10 protein-coding genes are annotated in these 15,866 nt (G+C 35.8%); all 10 read left to right on the top strand.

The annotated features are described in order from the left end of the window. Positions 1-15: 15 nt before the first annotated feature. Positions 16-1,806, top strand: a complete 1,791-nt coding sequence (locus VIO64_RS04410) for a flavin monoamine oxidase family protein (protein WP_331915558.1) — start codon at positions 16-18, stop codon at positions 1,804-1,806. A gap of 81 nt (positions 1,807-1,887) precedes the next feature. Then, entirely contained in the window at positions 1,888-2,991 is a 1,104-nt protein-coding gene (locus VIO64_RS04405) for a U32 family peptidase (protein ID WP_331915556.1), read from the top strand. A gap of 117 nt (positions 2,992-3,108) precedes the next feature. Further along, a complete protein-coding gene (locus VIO64_RS04400) occupies positions 3,109-4,014 on the top strand; it encodes a methyltransferase domain-containing protein (RefSeq protein WP_331915554.1) in 906 nt (301 codons plus the stop codon). Positions 4,015-4,103: 89 nt separating this feature from the next. Then, positions 4,104-4,436, top strand: coding sequence for a L,D-transpeptidase (locus VIO64_RS04395; protein WP_331915552.1), 333 nt, complete (start codon positions 4,104-4,106; stop codon positions 4,434-4,436). A gap of 146 nt (positions 4,437-4,582) precedes the next feature. After that, the gene (locus VIO64_RS04390; RefSeq protein WP_331915550.1) at positions 4,583-5,014 is read left to right on the top strand and encodes a hypothetical protein; all 432 of its coding nucleotides are present in this window, start codon (positions 4,583-4,585) and stop codon (positions 5,012-5,014) included. Positions 5,015-5,116: 102 nt separating this feature from the next. Next, positions 5,117-5,563, top strand: a complete 447-nt coding sequence (locus VIO64_RS04385) for a staygreen family protein (RefSeq protein ID WP_331915548.1) — start codon at positions 5,117-5,119, stop codon at positions 5,561-5,563. A gap of 185 nt (positions 5,564-5,748) precedes the next feature. Next, positions 5,749-6,039 (top strand): hypothetical protein, encoded by a 291-nt coding sequence (locus tag VIO64_RS04380; protein WP_331915546.1) that lies wholly within the window; start codon positions 5,749-5,751, stop codon positions 6,037-6,039. Between the two features lie 510 nt (positions 6,040-6,549). After that, positions 6,550-14,640: a CARDB domain-containing protein gene (locus VIO64_RS04375; RefSeq protein ID WP_331915544.1), complete on the top strand. Its 8,091-nt coding sequence runs from the start codon at positions 6,550-6,552 to the stop codon at positions 14,638-14,640. Between the two features lie 41 nt (positions 14,641-14,681). Next, positions 14,682-15,614: a WG repeat-containing protein gene (locus tag VIO64_RS04370; protein ID WP_331915542.1), complete on the top strand. Its 933-nt coding sequence runs from the start codon at positions 14,682-14,684 to the stop codon at positions 15,612-15,614. A 102-nt stretch (positions 15,615-15,716) separates the two neighbouring features. Then, the coding region (locus VIO64_RS23040; RefSeq protein ID WP_414705235.1) for a WG repeat-containing protein at positions 15,717-15,866 on the top strand (150 nt) is incomplete at its 3' end.

Here is a 15,866-nt window from a genome sequence, read left to right as displayed (position 1 = left end):
AAGGGGTTAATAAATATGAATTTGAACAGTATGTCATCATTCTACCCACCACAACCTGATAATCCAAACAGTTTTGAGAGGCATATGCTGGAGCAATATGCATTAAACCAGAGGGGGAGGCCTGAAGACTTTGAATATATAAGAAGGCTCATGTCACCACCGGAGGATATAACAACAATAGCATTCCCAGGAAGTCTCAAGGGCATCAGAGTGGGCATTATAGGTGCCGGGCTGGCTGGATTGTCAGCGGCATTTGAGCTTAGAAAGACTGGAGCTGATATTACAATATTTGAGGCAGAAGAATCACGTATTGGCGGAAGGGTATATACTTACTATTTTGATAAAAAAATGCCCTTATATGGGGAACTTGGATCTATGCGTATACCTGTATCACACGAAACTGTTTGGCACTACATAAGCCTTTTTAAGCTGCCAACCAGACCGTTTATACAAACAAATGAGAATGCTCTTATTTATCTAAAGCATACAAGGGTCAGAAACGATGCCAAAGGTGAAAATGTGATGAAAAAGATATACCCAAAATATGATCTGAATGAATGGGAGAAAAGAACTCCATGGCAGCAGCTTGTATATTACGGTCTTGAAAGGCCTCTGTTATATGCTGATGCTATGAAGAGGAGTGAGCTGCTTCAAGTTAAACCTCTTTATAATGATAATATTCTTTATTGGGACTGTCAAAGCAACAGAACTATAATGGAGGCAGCTGCACTAAGCCAAGGAGCAATCAATCTCATTTCAAACCTATCTCCTTTAGCAGGCCAAAACTTATACAACAGTTATATTGATATTGCACAGGCCAATTATCCTGCAAACCTCTCATTCCTGTATGAGATACCTGGAGGAACTGCCAAGCTGCCATATGCATTTTTAAATTCACTTATAAGTAATAACCCATCCGGAGATTACCCTAAAATTCCGGTAAACTATCTCGGAAAGGTCAAAGTAAGGCTTGGAAATTGGATTACAGGAATTTATAAAGTGCCTGAAAGCGGAAGAGTCTCACTGGCATATAGGAATAAAGGAAATAGGAAGGACTCTTATGAGAATTTTGATTATGTAATATGTGCAATTCCGTTTTCTACTTTGCGAAGTGTGGATATTAACCCTCTCTTTAGCAGCATTAAGATGCAGGCCATAAAAGAAGTAAATTATATAGACGCTATGAAATCGCTGGTTTTATGCAGAAGGCGTTTTTGGGAAGAAGGGGAAGAGGATGAGCAGATTATTGGAGGGGGATCATATACAGATCTTCCTATAACTTCAATCTGGTATCCGGCAGACCATGCACAGTACTGTAAAAAGCAGATGATAATGAACTATGGGAGTTACCCTTATACAAAGCTTTGTCTGTCAATGCAAAATCAAAAAAATCTGGTATCTCTGCCGGGAGTATTGATTGCTTCTTATAACTATAACATGGATGCTGTAAGATTGGGGAATATGAGGCCTGATCTTCGTATTGAAGAGGTTAAGCGTGAGGTTGAAATGGTTCACGGGCTGCAAAAGGGCTATTTGGATAATATAGTGTTGGACAGCAAAACATTGGATTGGAACAGCCATCCTTGGGCGAGAGGAGCACTATGCTTTTTTACACCGGAGCAAAAAAGATTGTTTTCATATGGGATGGCTTTACCTGAGTATGATAACCGGGTGTTTATGGCCGGTGATCACATATCGGCTGTGCATCGCTGGATGCAGGGTGCCTTACAGAGCGGGATGAAAGCTGCTAATGATTTGGCCTTCGCTTGCATAAAAAATAATACAAATAATACAATTAATACATAGTTTATTTTATGCAATTGTTTGTGGAAGTATCATTTCAATCGTATTGCTAAAGTTAGTATTATAGGACGGAGGAGAATTAACATGAAATATTTTTGCATGCCCTCGGATTTTAAAAATGAAACTATAGATGAATACTGCGAAATAAACAATAAATATGGAGATTCAAAAATAATTGAAATCTATGGACAATTAGCACCTGATACAGTCTTTGGTTCATGCAGAGCTCCCAAAGGACTTCCAGTGGTGGATAGGGGTAAATTAGAAGACTATGTAAAATATTGCAATGAAAACGGGATCCAATTTAACTATGTAATAAATGCAACTTGCATGTCTAATGAAGAAATTTCAAAATCAGGGTTCAAAAGAGTTAAAGATTTTTTTGAAATGCTGGATGGAATAGGAATAAGTTGGGTAACAATATCACTTCCTTCGTTGATGGAAATAGCAAAATACACAGCTCCAAACTTGAAGATTAAAGCTTCAACAGTTTCTCAGATAAATAGCCCGCATAAAGCTGAATATTATGAAAAATTAGGTATAAAACGTATTGTCCTGGACGAAGACATTTATAGGGATTTTAATACCCTTAAAAGTATAAGGAAGGTTTATACAGGAGACTTGGAAATTATCATAAATTCTTTTTGCGTAAATGATTGTCCGTTTAAGATGTTCCATTACAACAGTTTTTCTCATTCCCATACAAATAGGGATGAATGCTCATATTTCAGCTCAAGGTGCCAATATATTCATATTGGGCCGGAAAGCTATATGAAGTTAAACTGGATAAGGCCAGAAGATATTCATTATTATTATGATATTGGGATCAACTATTTTAAAATTCAAGGTAGAACAAATGTATATTCTGGCAGCCCTTCAAAAGCAGTATCTCATTATATTGAGGAGCACTATGACGGAAATTTGATCAGCCTTTTAGAATTGTTTTCAAGCAGCAAGCCTTTAACAATAGCTGGGTGCAAAATTGACAATTCCAAACTTGATGGGTTTTTAAAAAAGTTTGTTGATGATCCTTGTTTTTGCACGAAGGTATGTAATGAATGCAATTACTGCAAAGGTTTTGCAGAAAAAAGTATCAGCAAAAGTGATATTGCCATTCTTGATATAATGGATTTAATGAAAGAAGCTACAAAGGATATATTTATAGAACAACTAAGCAAACCTGATTGATATCAATAATTTTTATTTTTCATAAATTTGACATAAAGCATAAGGCTTTATATGCCGATAGAAAAACTAGTACGGATGCTGAAAAATACAAAAGGATTTGATACAAGGAGATATATCATGTTAAATGCAGAAATTAACGAAATAGGGCAGTTTATCCCTTTGCATTATCACTATCAGATGTTATCTGATGCATCCCGAATGACCGCTTTTAAAAGTGCTATCGAGAAAATAGTCACACCAAAGCATAGAGTGGCTGAGCTGGGAAGCGGCACGGGAGTTTTATCCTCCTTCGCTGCAAAAAAAGGGGCACAGGTCTGGTCGGTGGAATTTAATCCTGCTCTAGTATCAGCCAGCCGCCGGTTTATAAGTGAAAATGGGTTATCACACAAGGTACACATATCACAGGGGGATGCAACTAATTGGCTGCCCCCGGAGCCTGTGGATCTGGTTATTTGTGAGATGTTGCACAGTGCTTTGCTCCGTGAAAAACAGCTTCATGTTGTCAGTGCTTTCAGAGATGCACATTTGGCACGCTTCGGAGTAGCACCGCGTATTCTTCCTAATGCCACTCTTCTTGGTGTGCAGCCTGTAAATCAATGCTATGATTTTAACGGTTATTTTGCCCCTGTGCCTTTGTTTCAGTCGCCATATTACACTGCTGAGGACTGCAGCCCTTGCAGTGACCCTGTTGTATATAAAGTTATCGACTATGATAATGCTCATGTAGAAACCTTTGAGGCAGAAGTGGCTTTCCAATTCAAAAATGATTCAAATGTAAATGCACTCAGGTTTATTACAAAAAGTTTGCTGACCATGGATGCGTATACAGGTCAAACTATAGATTGGCATTCCCAGTATTTAATACTTCCTCTTTGCAAAGCATTTGAAATGAAAGCAGGACAAGAGATGCGGGTGAAGTTTAAATACCGCCCTGGAGAACCCATTGAAACATTGAATAATGCCATTGTAATTGAGACAGCAGAGCAAAAACAGGATAAGGATAAGTTTTCAATGATTGCATAAATCAATTTAAATAATATAAATATTTTAATGTTAATTTTATTAGCACTCTCTCTCGTTGTGAATAAATTGTAATGAGAGGAGTGTTTTTTATGTATAGGATTGAAATTAACACACAAAAAAGGATATTATCCCTATTCAATGATAGTAAATTGGTAAAGCATTATCCTGTTGCGGTTGGAAAGCCTTCTACTCCAACTCCGCACGGGAACTGGACAATAGTTAAAAAAGGATTATGGGGTGAACAATTTGGCGGACACTTCATGCAGCTTAGCGTTCCATGGGGGATCTATGGCATTCATGGAACCGATAAGCCTTGGTCCATTTCACAAGCAGTGAGTCATGGATGTGTGAGAATGTATAGTAATGATGCAGCAGAGCTTTATAATCTTATTCCAATTGGCACACCGGTATATATTTATTAAGTACTACTAATCGACTAAAAACAAATATAATTCATTATTCAAAGAAGTTTGTTAAATTCTTAAAAGCTCCATACTTTTAGTCATATGTATTGTATTTAGAGAGAATAATAATTTAGTGATAATATTACTTATTGGAGGTACTCTTAATGGATGAGAATGTAGAGCTATTAAATTATATTCATCAAAATGCTGAAATGGGAAGGGACACTTTGGAGCAATTGCTTGGCATATCAAAGAATGAAGAGTTCAAAGAGATTTTAAGGTCTCAATTGGATGAATACAAATTGATAGATAATATGACCAAAGAAAAACTGGCAGCGTTCGATAAAGAGCCAAAGGACATAGGTGCTGTTACAAAAGCAAGAACCTATATTGCAATAAACGTAAAGACATTAACTGATAAATCCCCTTCGCACATCTCGGAAATGTTAATTCAGGGCAGTACAATGGGAATCATAGATATTACAAAAAAAATGAAGGAACATAAGGATGCAGATAAGGAAATAGTTGATCTGGCTAATAAGCTCTTAGCTTTTGAACAAAGAAATGTCGATGAATGTAAGAAATATCTGCAATGAGTCGTTAAATTGAAACATAGGCATCTGCTGACAGCAGGTGCTTTTTTGATGTCAGCAGCATATTGTATAGATGTGATCTGATAAAAATAAGGGGTAATGCATGTGATAAAGTTAAATCCGGAAAAGCTTTATTTAGAACTTAGATCGGGTGTAACACTTACTGAACCCATATTAGGGCGTCGATATACATTGACACACTCTGACACAACAGCAGAGCTGTTTTTGACAATAGGACCTATGTATGCATACGATAAGATTAGTAGAATGAGGGATGAAGTTATTGCGGAGTGGAGATTATATAACGGATATCCCTATTTGCATGTTTATGTTCATGTGAATGGTCAGTCAGGGTCAGCCGAAGCCTCAGTGAGAAATGAAATTTTCAGGCGTGAACTGCCGTTAGCTCTAGAGGCTATCAGGTATGGGGATAGAAGATTCTTTAAGGAGTATCCTTGTCTGGATAATGCACCAATATGGATACATTTTGGCTCTAATGATCCATATTATAATCGGTTTGAGCACTGGGGAAGTCCCGGAGATTATAAGTAATCTCCGATATGCCCCACTTTCAGTCAAGTTTAGCTCATGCTGCTGTTTATGGGTGTAAAAAATTACTAACTTTAATGTTTTCCTAGGGTATAATCTCTATGTGAATTAAAAACGGTCAGATATTAAGGAGACAAAATGGAGCATTCATCAATATGTACAAAGAAATACCAGATTAAAATAAGCAATTGGCAGAAGTAGCTTTTCATGACAGCCCCGATGATGCAGAGTGGATTATATATAATATAGAAGAAATCGGTACTGCCCTGGCAAAGGGAATATTGAAGTACTTTAACATACCATACATAGCGGATAATTCAAATCTGAATGCTGAAATTAATCTTCTGCATAAAGTTGGTATAATACAATCACCGGAATACTGGAAAGAGAATGCTGTCAAAGGCAAAACAATAAAAGGTGAAAATGCCGCAATCCTCATTCAAAGGGTAGCGGCTTTTATTATGAAGGAGGCAAAATAATATGAATACTAAGTGATTAGCATTTTCAACAATTCAATTGTAAAGGTGGCTCTAAGCCTTAATATGCTTGACTTCTATCCTGTTTAGAGTGATAGATAGTAGTACCAAGTTGATAGAAAGGAGCAGAGGCATTGAGAGTAAGGATAATAGAACCAATAGAAAAGGCAGAATTTAAAAAGAAGCGGGTTTGTGCTTGTGGGGTATATAAGTGTTGGAATCAACATAATGCTATTGCGGAATACCGCAATAAAAATTGTTAGTTTCCGCAAAGAACGTAAAGTTTTTACTTGCGGTGACATATTAAGTAAATTGTGTTATATTAGTTCATGCAAAAAGTTATTAAGATATAAAATAAACTTATATAACATATAAACTATTTTCCATGCATCAATGATTTTAGGCATTGACCATATATGGATGTTTATATACAATATGATATTGTTACCTAAACAGTATTATTAGCATTAACATTAATTTTAATTGTTTTCTAAAGTAAAGGAGGAGTTTTTTGTGGGAATAAGGAAGTTTATTTCAGTCCTGCTTATTTTTGTGCTCATGACTGAAATAATACTGGGGGCTTCATCGGCATATAGTATGGACATGCCTTTGAAAGGGGTCGTAGCAAAAGAAATTGACACGGCTTCGCAAAATGCTGCAGCATCAGAGCTTTCGAGGAAAATAAGCGAATATATTACAAATGAAAGTCTAACAGCAGAAAAGAAGGACAACGCTGTGATAAAACCAAGCGAGGAAAATAGTGCAAGCAATGAAAGTATTGAGGATGTTTGGGATAAACCAAATAAAGAAATTGCAGACATGCCTGTTTCAAGCTTGCTTAATCTTAATGCACCACCAGAGGATGAAAATACTGGTGATATTAAAAGTAAATTTACTATATCCGGTTATATCGCACCAGATTTTACAAGTAGTTTTAACTTTGTAAATGCTGGCTTTAAGGTTGAAATATTGGGAACTGACTTTAGTAGCATAACTGATGATACTGGATATTTTGTACTAACAGGAAGGGCTGATTCACAAACAAACTACATATTGCAAATAACTAAGACAGGCTTCCTTAAAAGGCAAATATATGACTTGACACTAAAAGGCATATTGTCAGTTGGAGCAATAGATAATCCAGTTAAAATGTGGGCTGGTGATATTCCGAAGAACGGAGTACAGGATGATACTATAAATATGTCGGATGTAATACTGATAGCTGTGAACTTCGGGAGGGTGTCAGGAAGTGGTCAATTTAACAAAAGTTGCGATTTAAATGGTGATAACAGCATAAATATGTCGGATGTAATTATTATGGCACGACACTTCAATTCTACACCTGCAAGTTATGATGTTGCAAAAGTGAATGCAGTGATTGATGATGAAAAGCCTTCTGTCCCCCAAAACCTCAAAGCCTTGTGGAATACAGGAGCAAGTATATCGCTTGAATGGCAGGCAGCAACTGATAATATATCGGTTGATAGATATGAGATATATTGTAATGATAAACTTATTGCTGTAACCAAAGAGACATCTCTGGTATGCAGTGGTATGACCCCAAAAGAATTAAACAAGGTCTATATAAAGGCAGTGGATTCTTCTGAAAATATGTCAGATAGCAGCAATATTCTTGAAATACAGGCTCCAGAAGATGATCATGGTGACTCAAAGGAAAATGCAACACCCATTGAACTGGTAAAAGAAATTTCAGGAACAATGACTGACAATAAAGATGCAGATTATTTTACATTTGTACCTAAAACATCAGGTGTATACGTGTATAAGGAATTTAATACCTTGGTAATAGATAATTTTATTTATGACTCTGACGATAATGAGATTGTATCCAGCAATAATGAGTACTATCTTGAAGCAGGAAAAAAATATTATTTGAAGCTTGTAAATGTATTTACATTATATTATAGTTTCACAATACGTCCCAAAGCCTCAAAACCTGACTTGGTAATAAACGGGATTTCAACAAAAAAAGCTTATTTGGGACAGCCAGTAAACATTGAGGTAAATCTACTGAATATTGGCGATGTCGACTGTACTGGAAGTTTTAGAATCATGCTTGACGTTGACGAGCAAAAAAATGTATTTTGGGCTGATGTAGATTCTGATGTTTGTGTTGATTTAAACAAAAAAATATTGGTAACAGGCGGAATAAACGGTTCAAAGTATTGGGTACCTGATACCTTGGGCAAGCATACCATAAGGGTACATGTGGACTATGGAAATTCAATACCTGAGATAAACGAGAATAATACGTACGAGTATCAGTTTATAGTTGATGAGTCCAATGATAATTATGAAAATGCAAAGGAAATGGTGCTGGATTCGGAGATAGACGGAGAGCTTTATCAAGGCTGCGGAGAAGATTATTACTATTTTATACCACCCAAAAATGCAAAATACAGATTTGAAATGCCTAATCCAAAGGATGCCATTTTTTATATGTATGATAAAAATAAAGCTAACTTAGTTGCAACATCAAGAGTATTGAATGAAGCGAAGAAGTTATTATATTGCTATGTTGAGTGCGAACTGGCTGCTGGTGAAAAATACTACATAAGTGCAAAGGGTTATCCAAAAGGTGCAGATCCAAATGAGAAATATAAGATTATATTATATGATGCTACACCGGACTTGATAATAGAAGGCGTCAGTCCTTTAAATATAATGCTAAATAGCGATTCGCAGCCGTATGTGTACATAAAAAATGAAGGTTTAGGAGACTTGATCAAAGGTAACGGCTTCAGGGTAAAGGTTGATATTAAGGAACTGAACAAGACAGTTTACACAGAATATTACAGAGATACCTTGAGAAAAGGCGATGTAGCTAATATTGCACTTGATAGTAGTCTATATAAAGAAGTTAGCAGTAAGAAAGGGACTTACAATCTCCATTTGAGTATTGAAAAGGAAAAGGATTTTTTTGAAACAGATTATGCCAACAATACTACTGATGTTTCATTGAATGTTGGTAATGCTGACCTTGTAGTGTCAGAGATCATAACCCCATATGACAGCGTCGTAAACAATCCATTGGATTTAAGGGTTAAGGTCGCAAACTTCGGGTTGGCAGAAACTAATGGCTTGTTGCCGATTAAAGCTGTGGTGACATTGAACGGTAATACCTATTACACTGACGAATATATTGGGAAAATAAAGCCTTATGAATCTGTGACATTAGCAGTATACGATTCAAACAAGATGCTTCCTGTTATAGGTGTAGCTGGAGAGCATGAAATCAAGGCTGATGTCTTTGCGTCAGACAAGTCTGATGATGGAAGAAAGGAAAACAACAGTCTTCTTGGAAAGCTAATGGTTGACAAAATGCCTGATCTGACTGTTAAAGAAATACGTATGACCCCAAGTGACTTAAGTCAGGGGGATGAGGTTAAATTCAGTGCCTATATTAAAAATATTGGTGAAGGCCAAATTGGAAATAACAAAGTCATAAGGGTAGGATTTAAAATTGACGATGGAGATTCAGTGTATTGGTCGGACAATTATTCATCAGGACTAAAGCCGGGAGAAGAAGTAAAGTTAACATGCAATAAAGGAATAGGCAGTGATAAATGGTTTGCCCAGGATGGTGAACATACAATTACAGCAATTGTTGATGACCTTGGCTGTTTTACAGAAAGTGACGAGATAAACAATACCTTGACCGAAAAGTTTGTGGTAAAAGGTAAATGTGATCTTAGAGTAGAAAGCATAATTCTTGATCCTCCAAATCCTATTGCAGGAGAGAAGGTGGTGCTTAGAGCACAAGTCATAAATGTTTCTGATAGTGGGAGCCCATTTGGAAGATTACATAAGGTTGGGTTTAAAATTAATGATGGGGCTAATATAATTTGGGCGGATTCATTCAGAGGAACAATAGAAGGAAAAGGATCTTATACATTCGCAACAGACAGGGATAAAAACTCATCATTATGGATGCCGATGGCCGAAGGAAGTTTCAAGATAACTGCTTTTGTAGATGAGCATAACGAGATAAGTGAAATTGATGAATTAAACAATAAGCTAGATAAGACAGTTAAAGTAACTAAAGACAGAATTTTTGACGAAGAAGATGATTATGACAACGATGGTATTAAAAATGGTGTGGAAAAAAATATTGGAACTGACTGGAATAATCAGGACACTGATAATGATTCCATTAGTGACGGGGATGAAGTAAACGGTAAGGGTTTTGTTACGGATCCCCTTAACCCAGATACTGATGAAGATGGAGTTTTCGATGGTGCTGAAATAAAGCTGGGCAAATCTCCGATCGTTAAGGATGAGTATACACCGTTTTTGGCAGAAGCACGTACACAGTCAGATAGTGTAGTAGTGGAGGTATATGGAAGCGGCAGCCTCGAAGCATGTCCTATAAAGATTAATGAGCTGGATAATTTCATTTTCAAATCTACTGAAGGAATAATCAGTAATCCTGTAGAGGTCTCACTTGAAGGCTATAATATGCAGCTGGCAACTATTACATTTAACTACAATGAATTAAAGCTTGACGGAATATCTGAAGACGACCTGACTATTTATTGGGTGGACTATGATAATAATGTTCTTGTGCCGCTGCCTGATTATGATGTAAGTGTAGATAAATTTAATAACTGCATCACCGGAAGAGTAAGCCACTTTAGTACATATGTACCGGGCAAAAAGGATATGGGTGGAATAAACCTTAAAAAGGATACAGTTTTCACAATTGATGAATCGGGAAGTATGGATGTAAGTGACGATGTTAAGGCTCGTACAGGCATCCCAATCAAGATAGTAGGCAATATCGGAGAAAAGGATTCCAATTTTGCAGTTGTAAAATTCACCGAGATAGTAAAGCGGTTAATTAATTTAACAAACGATAAAAATGCCATTGTCACAGCATTGAACACGGGTATAGGTGGAGGTGCCACAGATATCAAAGGAGGTCTTCTCGAAAGTGAGAAGATTCTTATGAACTCAAGTAATAGAAGATATGTGTTATTGTTATCAGATGGAGGAAATAATCGTTACCCTGATTCAGAAGTTATCGATACTGCTAGAAGGATGGCACAGGAAAACATAAGGGTATTTTGCATATCGTTGGGTGATGACTCCAGTCTTTTATCTGAAATATCTGACATAACTGAGGGAAGTTATTTTATTCTTGATACAAGTCTAAAAGGTATTGACCTTGAAACTGAGATAAATGATATAGCAGAAAGGCTAAAGGACATAATCGAATCCGAGGAAGATAAACCAAAAGAGAAAAAAGGTCCGGCTAAAAAAATTCCCTCAACCATTCCAAATAAAACGTATGGTTGCATAAATTGGGCAGGAGACATTGATGCCTACGAATTTACACCCACAGAGACAAAGCTTTATTGTATAAGCAGCATTGGAGAAACAGACACAGAAATAAGCGTGTACGACAGCAAAGGTAAGCTGCTCACATCAAGTGACAGTAATGATGATAATATGTGGGACAAAAACTTCTACATACTTATGAGCCTTTCGAAAGGAGAGAAATACCGTTTTGAGGTAAATCACCATGACCTTTTGAATGGAACAGGGGAGTATTATATAACTGTAAGTGACCCTATAAAGGAAAAACTTGGCCCTGATCAGGCATATCTTAAGCTGCTGGCATATGAAATGAAAGGCACATATATTGAAAATTCTACAAATAAGACGGTTGATGTAAGTATAAATGGAGAAACTCACACCTTTAACAAGATATATTTTGTTAATGGACAAGTAGTAGTATATATTAAAGATTTCTTAAATGCTTTTGGCATAACTGAAATATATTCGGCACCAGGAGATAGTGATGAAAATATAGAGCCTGGAGATGTACCGAGAGTTATATCAGAAGTGGGTCTAAATTATAATACTGATGATATAGAAAACATAGAAAAGGTTCAAAATGTGTTAAGTAAATTAGGTTGCTTAAATGAAGTTATTGCAGCTCTATATAGAGAAATGCAGAATAGCTCCAGAGCATATGGGTTTATCACAATGGAAGCAGTTAAAAAATTTCAGATCGATTTTATGGGTAAATCTGAAAAAACTGCAAATGGAAAAGTAGATAAAGAAACAGCTATAGCACTTGATGAATACTTATATTTATATAATATTAATCCTTCGTATCTTAAAGCTAAAGGTGTTAATGTGAGGGCTTATCTGGAAAATGTCTATAAGTTAACATCTGCTAACAGATATTATATATCCTATGACGGCAAGAATATTGTTATTACAGATATAAAAGACACATCTAATGGAAAACAGCTAATATTCATACCTGATTTATACTTTAGTGGAAAGGAAAATAGATGCTATGCAAAGGTAAGAAATATTAAATATGCTTATAAAAAATTTAATGCTAGTGTCTATTGTAGCCAGGAAGTATACAACACGAAAGTCAACATGCTGAAGCTTATGGGCAATGCTATGAAGGCAAGAGGAGTATTTGTAAAAACAGATATTACAAATAGTTTGGGTAGTATTGATGGATATTGGGATGATAAATTTGAAGTAGCTGCAAATAATTATGTAAGGGCTGCACTATTAACAGAATCATACAGTATTTTTAAAAACAGTGAATATTCATTATTTAAAAATAAGGACATACAGGCGATGTTCTTAAAACACTGGACAGGAATTGAACTTAAAGAGGTTATGTTTTATTGTTACCCAGCACCGGCAGACTGGTATGCGAAAATACCTGAACCACCTGTAACGGATGTTTTTAACGGCACTACACCCATAAAGATTACGGAAAATAATAAGGATTATAGTAATAAGGCTAGGGAGTATTATCATAAATATGTTGAACCTTTAGATAAAATAAGGAATTGGATGGCACCTATATATGCACCAAACGGATTGTTTCCATTATGGCTTCAAACAACCTATGGAATATCTGAACAGGATAAGGGTGGAATTCTTGGTGGTATATTTGATAGCCTCGAAGGATATCCAAGAGAAACTATAGCAGGGATAATGAGTGCTTTGTTCGCAATTAAGGATAACCCAAAAGCGGCGGTGGAAGTTCTAGCATTCTTGTTTAAAGCATTAAGCGGATTATCCATATATGAAGAAGAACAAAAAATGCTTAGAACAATAATAGTAGGTGCTATTAGTGCCTATGTTGATAAGTTTATTAATGAGACTAGCTATAACAGAGGTAAAATGATTGGAACTGCAATAGCTAATATATTAAGCTTATTTATATCGGGTGGAAAGGCCATATCTGTTTTCGTAGAATCCATGGATATACTTAAGGGTGCAGGTATGTTGTCTGAAGTAATGGGGAAGCTTGTTACATTAGGCAAAACGAAAGGTCCAGAGTTGTTTTTAAAGACATCTGAGGCTGTAAAACAGATAATAAGTTGCTTAAGAAAAACAGGAGATGAGTTATTTGATATAGTATCACAAACCGCCGAGAAGGGAACGAAGATACTATTTAAAATGGATGGCAGTGGTATAGAAGTCTTAATTGAAAAAGCATATATTAGGGCACAAGGAATACTAGAATCAATGTTGGAATTCTGTATAACAGGCTGTTTTACAGGAGAAACAAAAGTACTTACCAATAATGGGCTTGTAAGTATAGATTCATTAAATAAGGGAGATTACGTATTTGCTACGGATGTAGAAACAGGAGCAAGTGGTTATAAGAAGATTTTACAGGTTGAAAGAAGAAGCAGCAATGAATTGGTCATATTGAACATAGAAGGCAGGATTGTAAGAACAACACCAAGGCACCTGTTCTACATGGCAGATGGCAGCTGGCAGATGGCAGGGCTTCTCAAAACAGGGGACAGTCTTCTTGATGCAGATGGTAATATTAAAAAGGTAGTTTCAGTTAAACAGGAATTGCTTTTAGAGCCCGAAAAGATTTATAATCTAAATATAGAAGATTACCATACATATTATGTATCTGAGATGTCTGTGTTGGTGCATAATATAGGATGCCCCAAGATAGGTGACATGATAAATGATGTAGCTGCATTAGGGAAAATGACAGTAGCAGAGCTGACGGATTTGGCGAGCCTCCTAAAAGCACAGAATTATTCAAGAGTTATGTTGAGGGAATTGTTAGATGGTATAAAAACGGGAACATATACACTTGAGAATGTCACTGATCTGACTAGAATTAGATATAAAATATCTATGCCAAGTACAGGAACGGTAGTATATTTAGATAAATATGGCAAGGTTGCGAAGTTCGAATATATCGTAGGATCTGGAGGCGTAAGAGGTTCAGGATATTCCAGAGCAATTGTTCCAAAGGGAGCAGAGAAGGGCCATATAAAATCTGTATTTGAAGGTGCAAAGGATAACTGTATAGAAGACAGCCCATTTAATATAATTGCTCAGATGCCTGATGTTAATGATCCCTTTATGAAAGCGTTTGAAGTTTTTAGGAGGGATAATTGTAAAGGTATGGTTACTACAGTTGATATTCTAGGAGATGGCTATGTTAGAGTTAGAATTCCTGATGCAGATATCGATATTACATATAATCCCTTATCACGAATTGCAAAAGATCCAATTAATGGTTGGGCTCGAGACTGGTATAAATATAAAGGTAGGATTTGGGATTAAAGAATTATTACCACTTAGGTAATGATAAAAGGAGGAGTTTAATGAAAGAATTTCTTTATCTAATGAAGATAGGCAACCTGTATGGATTTATAAATGATGAAGGGAAGTTTATTATTGAACCTATTTATAAAAGAGCAAATGATTATAGTGATGGACTTGCTTTAATTGAAACAGTAAATGGAATAAAGGGTTATATAAACTATGATAATGAGATTGTTATATCAATGGAATGCGAGAGTCTTTCAGATTTTAATAACGGTAGAGCTTTTTTTAAGATAAATGGTAAATCGGGGTTTATTGATAAGAATGGTAATATCGTAGTTAATCCAGAATTTGACTGGGTAATTCATAATTATACTCAAGATGGCTACTCAATGGTTGAGAATGAAGGGAAAAGATATGTTATAGACTTAAGTGGCCAATATATTTTTCATGATAAGTATGATGGAATTTCCCTTTTTTCTGAGGGCTTTGCTGCTGTAAGAAATAAAGGAAAGTTAGGCTTTATAAGCAAAACAGGTGATATTGTCATTGAATGTATATATAGCAAGGTAAGCCTGTTTTCAGAAGGATTAGCGACAGCATCGATTGATGGTGAAAGTTATGGTTATATTGATAAAACAGGGAATTTTGTAATCCAACCCCAATTTTACCAAGCTTTTGATTTTAAGGAACGGTTTGCAAGGTTTAGGGATAGCAAGAGTAAGTATGGTTTCATAGATAAGTCAGGAAAGGTAGTAATTAAGAACAAGTATCAGTATGTAGGTGATTTTAGTGAAGGATTAGCAGTAATCCAAGTTAAGGATAGACAAGGATATATTGATACTAGTGGAAAAGTAATAGTTAAGCCAGTTTTTGAGCCAGCGAGTGAATTTAAAAATGGACTTGCACAAGTTAATTATGGAGGAGAATGGGGTTATATAAACAAAGAAGGTGAGTTTGTATATAAGCCAAAAGGTTTTGACTTATGGTAGGATCTATACCTAAATAATGTTTTGTTATTCAATTAAACCACATGTTGAATTTATGTCTACATGTGGTTTGTAATTGAATACAAGTAAAGGATATGAAAAAGTATGGAGAATGCATATTTTGTTATGAAGATAGGAAGCCTGTATGGATATATAAATGCTGATGGAAAGTTTTTAATTGAACCACAGTATAAAAGAGCGGATGACTTTAGTGATGAAGTTGCCTTTGTAAAAACAACTGATGATAAATATGGA

Source organism: Pseudobacteroides sp. (genome assembly GCF_036567765.1).
Taxonomy (GTDB): Bacteria; Bacillota; Clostridia; order Acetivibrionales; family DSM-2933; genus Pseudobacteroides.
The sequence above is the reverse complement of the archived record's forward strand: the minus strand, read 5'-3'. Positions and strand labels throughout refer to the sequence as shown.

Bases quoted from the DNA above. Each gene is read 5' to 3' on its own strand.
- VIO64_RS04370 (WP_331915542.1), top strand. From the start codon at position 14,682: ATGAAAGAATTTCTTTATCTAATGAAGATAGGCAACCTGTATGGATTT.
- VIO64_RS04400 (WP_331915554.1), top strand. From the start codon at position 3,109: ATGTTAAATGCAGAAATTAACGAAATAGGGCAGTTTATCCCTTTGCAT.
- VIO64_RS04405 (WP_331915556.1), top strand. From the start codon at position 1,888: ATGAAATATTTTTGCATGCCCTCGGATTTTAAAAATGAAACTATAGAT.
- VIO64_RS04395 (WP_331915552.1), top strand. From the start codon at position 4,104: ATGTATAGGATTGAAATTAACACACAAAAAAGGATATTATCCCTATTC.
- VIO64_RS04390 (WP_331915550.1), top strand. From the start codon at position 4,583: ATGGATGAGAATGTAGAGCTATTAAATTATATTCATCAAAATGCTGAA.
- VIO64_RS04410 (WP_331915558.1), top strand. From the start codon at position 16: ATGAATTTGAACAGTATGTCATCATTCTACCCACCACAACCTGATAAT.